6 protein-coding genes are annotated in these 4,007 nt (G+C 52.8%); 4 read left to right on the top strand and 2 right to left on the bottom strand.

From position 1 onward, the window contains the following. Nucleotides 1-214: 214 nt before the first annotated feature. From ffh to Q371_RS23140, 3 genes are all read left to right on the top strand, one after another. Entirely contained in the window at nt 215-1,549 is a 1,335-nt protein-coding gene (gene ffh / locus Q371_RS23150; protein WP_034345384.1) for a signal recognition particle protein, read from the top strand. Nucleotides 1,550-1,647: 98 nt separating this feature from the next. Next, a complete protein-coding gene (locus Q371_RS23145) occupies nt 1,648-2,226 on the top strand; it encodes a DNA-3-methyladenine glycosylase family protein (protein WP_034345381.1) in 579 nt (192 codons plus the stop codon). Then, nucleotides 2,223-2,456: a hypothetical protein gene (locus Q371_RS23140; RefSeq protein ID WP_034345378.1), complete on the top strand. Its 234-nt coding sequence runs from the start codon at nt 2,223-2,225 to the stop codon at nt 2,454-2,456. Before Q371_RS23145 ends, Q371_RS23140 begins: the two co-directional genes overlap by 4 nt. Nucleotides 2,457-2,487: 31 nt before the next feature. Here the strand turns inward: Q371_RS23140 and Q371_RS23135 are convergent, their stop codons facing one another. After that, nucleotides 2,488-2,925: a hypothetical protein gene (locus Q371_RS23135; RefSeq protein ID WP_034345375.1), complete on the bottom strand. Its 438-nt coding sequence runs from the start codon at nt 2,923-2,925 to the stop codon at nt 2,488-2,490. A 140-nt stretch (nt 2,926-3,065) separates the two neighbouring features. Beyond that, a complete protein-coding gene (locus Q371_RS23130) occupies nt 3,066-3,500 on the bottom strand; it encodes a hypothetical protein (protein ID WP_034345372.1) in 435 nt (144 codons plus the stop codon). Between the two features lie 291 nt (nt 3,501-3,791). Between Q371_RS23130 and Q371_RS23125 the strand changes: the two genes are divergently transcribed. Further along, nucleotides 3,792-4,007 (top strand): GTP-binding protein (locus Q371_RS23125; RefSeq protein WP_034345369.1); only part of this gene is annotated, 216 nt, incomplete at its 3' end.

Raw genomic sequence — 4,007 nt, 5'->3', positions numbered from 1 at the left:
GATAGAATATGCGATTTTCTGGAAATCGTCAAGAGGGGATGAAAAATCGGGCAAGGGCTGCTTTTTTGCTTTTTGCACAGCATAAAAGTCAGGGTTTTGTGGAGTTGCCATTTGAGTAAGCCATTGTGCCTATTGGGCTTTTGGGGTGGCCAGAGAACCTCATGCATCAACGTTTCACTGTGAAGTCCACACCTCACCCTGTAAACTGTTAAACATGTTTGAGTCGCTAGGCAAGAAACTCCAGGACATTCTGGACAATGTACGTCAGCAAGGACGCCTGACCGAGCCGCAGGTCAAAGCCGCCATGCGCGAAATCCGCATGGCCTTGCTGGAAGCAGATGTGAACTTCAACGTGGCCAAAGATTTTGTGGCCCGTGTCTCCGAAAAAGCTGTGGGTCAAGATGTGCTGACCAGCCTCAATGCAGGTCAGCAAGTGGTCAAAATCGTCCATGACGAATTGATCGAAACACTGGGCGGCAAAGCCCAGCAACCAGAGCTCAAAACCGAAAGCAACGTCTGGTTCATGGTGGGCTTGCAGGGGGCAGGGAAGACCACCTCCACAGGCAAACTGGCTGCTTATTACAAGGGCAAAGGCCGTCGGGTCTTGTTGGTGGCAGCAGACACCCAGCGTCCTGCTGCCCGCGAACAGCTCAAGGTGCTTGGGAATCAGGTGGGTGTGCCTGTCTTGGAGGTTCAGGACAACGAGCCCCCAGAGGTCACCCGTCAACGCCTCAAAGAACACCTTCAAAAAGACTTCCGCGATCTGGTGATTGTGGACACCGCAGGCCGCTTGCAAATCGATGAAGCCCTGATGGATCAGCTTGCCGATCTGAAAACCGCCCTGAACCCCACCGAAACCCTACTGGTGGTGGATGCCATGACCGGTCAGGAAGCCCTGAACGTCGCAGAGACCTTCGACAAACGGGTGAGCCTCTCGGGCCTGATCATCACCAAGATGGACGGCGATGCCCGTGGGGGTGCAGCCCTCTCTGCCCGTTCCGTGACTGGAAAACCCATTTACTTTGCTGGGGTCAGTGAGAAGATCAGTGGTCTGGAGCCTTTCTACCCGGACCGTGTGGCCAGCCGAATCCTGGGGATGGGCGATGTGCTCACCCTCATTGAGCGTGCACAACAGGCAGAACTGGCTGCCATGGATCCCAACAAGAAGATCACCGATTTTGATTTGGAAGACCTGCTTTTGCAAATGAAAAACCTGCGCAAAATGGGTCCTCTGGGCGACATCATGAAACTGATTCCCGGCATGAGCAAAATGCTCCCAGAGGGCTTCAACGTGGATGAAAAACAACTCAAGCAAATTGAGGCCATCATCCAGTCCATGACCTTGCGTGAACGTCGTGACCCCAAAATCATCAATGGTCAACGTCGCAAACGGATCGCTGCGGGTTCGGGTCGCACGGTGCAGGAAGTCAACCGCCTGCTCAAAATGCATGACCAGATGAAGGACATGATGAAGGTCATGCAGCGCATGGGAATGGGCAAAGGTGCCAAAGGTGCCAAGGGCATGCCCAGAATGCCTTTTGGCAAGTAAGTGCGTTTGCCTTCTCAAGCCTGCCTTCGGGCAGGCTTTTTCTTTGATGTGGACCTTCAGACCAAACGGTGCCGTTGCAGATCCCTTATACTTGAATTATGTCCAAAACAAAAACCATCATGGAACATCTGTCCAGAGATCCCATTCTGGCCCATGTGATTGAACAGGTGGGGCCCCCACCAGAGGTGCTGAGGTCCAGCCATGGACATCCTTTCACAGTGCTGGCCAGTTCGGTGATCGGACAGCAACTCTCTGGCAAGGCCGCAGATGCCATCGAGAAACGTGTGGTGGCCCTGACGGGAGGTTTGCTTCCAGAGCAACTGCGTGCCCACACCCATGAAGCCTTGCGCGGGTGTGGGCTTTCCAATGCCAAAGTGCGAACCCTGCATGCCCTCAGTGATGTGTCCTTGCAAGGCACAGTCAACTTTGAGACCCTGCATCAACAAACCGACGAAGAGATCATGAACCAACTGCTTCCTGTCTGGGGCATTGGCCGCTGGACCGTTGAAATGTTTTTGATGTTTGGTCTGGGCCGTGAAGACATTTACTCGCCTGGAGATGGTGCTTTGAAACGGGCTTTTGCCAACCTTTACGGCGATTCAGACCTGCAAGAAGTCACCACCAAATGGAGCCCTTACCGCAGCCATGCGTGCTGGTACCTCTGGAGGAGCCTGTGAAATTTGTGCTTTATCAGGAGTTCCACAGCCATCAAGACTTGACCGAAGCCCTTCAGGACATGCGTCGCACTTACATCCAGTACCCAGAGTGTGACTCGGGCTTGATTCTCCGAAGCGTGGATGCCCGCAACACCTGGATTCTGGAAACCCTCTGGAATGCCCATCCTGTGGAAATCCCACCTCATTTTGAGTGCGACAAATACCGATTCTGGGTTTTTGAATCCCTTTGACGGGCTGCAAAGCAGGGGAGAGGCTCTGGTCTCAGTCCAACCGGATGGTCCGAGGACGTTGCACCAGAGGGGCCTCTTCTTCCACAGGCATGGAGAGGTAAGCGCGGCTCTGGGTTCCCAGCAAACCGTAAATGCCAATGGCTGCAACCAGAATGGTGATACCCCCAGCGCTCCAACCCACCACACTGACCACCAAGAGCACCAGAGCCAAAGTCCAACTCCAGCTTCGCTGGTGGCTCAGGCCATAAGCAGCAAGTTCGCACAGCAGGGTGCTGAACAACAGCACCGTGATGCAGGACACCTGAATCCAGCCATTCACCAGAAAAGTAAAAATGGGGTAAAGCTCAATCAGGGAACGGGTGAGGCTCTGGCCTGAAAGCAGCAACATCACTGCTGCTGCCAGATTGGCCACGGCAAAAAAATGCAAAGTGGAAATGGTCCAGCACAATTTTTTGGGAATCGAATTCATTGTTTTCAGCATACAGAAACAAGTCTGAAAAAAGTGTGATTGATTGCATTTTGATGTGGTTTTCTATAAATCCAAATCCAAACCCACATTCAACCTCGGAAAAGCCTGCCTGTCTCAGTTCAAGCAGGCTTTAAAGGGTCTCAGTAGTCTTCCATCACATATGGGCCAAAGAAATGGGTTTCGTACCCGCCGTGCTCTTTCAGGATGTCCCGCACTTTGGCTTTGGTGATGGGGGTTTCTGCATGGATGTACATCACATGCTTGCCTGAAAGACAAGCCTGCTGGTACTGCTTCAGGATGCGGGTTTCATCGGCCACATAATCTTGAATGTTGCGCAGAAACCGGGCGATCCATCCATGTTTCTGCCCATCCTGATCAATGTGCTTTAGGGCTGCCTCACCTGTGAAGACCGCAATGGCCTCTGGGGCGTAACCTGCTTCCAGCAACTTGGCCCTGACCTGCTCCACCTGTTGTTGTGTGTTCAGGATGGTGGTCATGTGGTAAGCCGGATACAGGATGAAAGGGTGGTTGGGATTGTTGAACGGACTGGGAGTGAGTCTTCTGGGCTGACGCATGTTCCAAACCTCCTTCGCGCACACTTGTGAAATGGCAAGCCGAAGCAGAGAAAACGCAGCATCATGGAAAGTGTTACACAGAGAGTACCAAGAAAGATCCTGAGAAATTGTGTCTCTGGGCGATCAACTCTGGAAATTAAGGTTTTCTGCTTGCTGCATGTCTTGCATCCAAGTTGGCAAAGTAGTAAAGTTGAAATTCGGGCGTCTTGACCCGTGCTAAGGTCAGACGTTAATTCTTTATCAGAAGCCAATGTGGGTTAGCACCGCAAAAGCCCACCGCTTGGAGGAATCATGGCTAAAGGTACGTTTGAACGCACCAAGCCCCACGTGAACGTGGGAACCATTGGTCACGTGGACCACGGTAAAACCACCCTCACCGCCGCGATCACCTTTACCGCAGCAGCTGCCGATCCCACCATCGAAAAGCTCGCCTACGACCAGATCGACAAGGCACCTGAGGAAAAGGCCCGTGGCATCACCATCAACACCGCCCACGTGGAGTACAAC

Origin of the sequence: Deinococcus misasensis DSM 22328 (assembly GCF_000745915.1) — a bacterium.
Classification (GTDB): domain Bacteria; phylum Deinococcota; class Deinococci; order Deinococcales; family Deinococcaceae; genus Deinococcus_C; species Deinococcus_C misasensis.
This window is presented reverse-complemented; position numbering and strand designations above follow the sequence as displayed.